1 protein-coding gene is annotated in these 444 nt (G+C 45.0%); it reads left to right on the forward strand.

All coding sequences use genetic code 11. From position 1 onward, the window contains the following. A partial coding sequence (locus tag HC175_RS18745) for a 4Fe-4S dicluster-binding protein (RefSeq protein WP_168139712.1) occupies positions 1-267 on the forward strand: 267 nt, incomplete at its 5' end. Positions 268-444 lie beyond the last annotated feature (177 nt).

Consider the following 444-nt stretch of genomic DNA (forward strand, 5'->3'; position numbering starts at 1 on the left):
GGCGGTCAATGCATTTCCTGCGGAAACTGCTCTACCTACTGTGAAATGGGAATAGATGTACGCGCTTATGCCCAAAAAGGCGAAAATATTGTTCGCTCCAGCTGCGTTGGCTGCGGAATATGTTCGGCGGTTTGTCCGCGGGGTGTATTAAAATTGGAGAACGGCTCATTAGACGGAAGGATTAATGGAGATGCAGTACTGCTTGGAAATGATGTAGATCTCTTGGATTTGATTCGGCAGCAGAAGAGGGGTGCCAGGAAATCATAAGCACCAATGTTTCAAGCACCAAATTCCAAATTAAAAAATGCCCGGTGCCCGGTTTTGGGAGACCGGCAACAGGTAACAGGCAACCGATTTTATCCGGTACATCCGTGGCTTTAAAATTTTGGAATGCGAAATTGAAAGTCAGTCTATCAAATACTGTTTCAGAATTTGTTTGAGAGT

It is taken from the genome of Salinimicrobium oceani, from assembly GCF_012037645.1.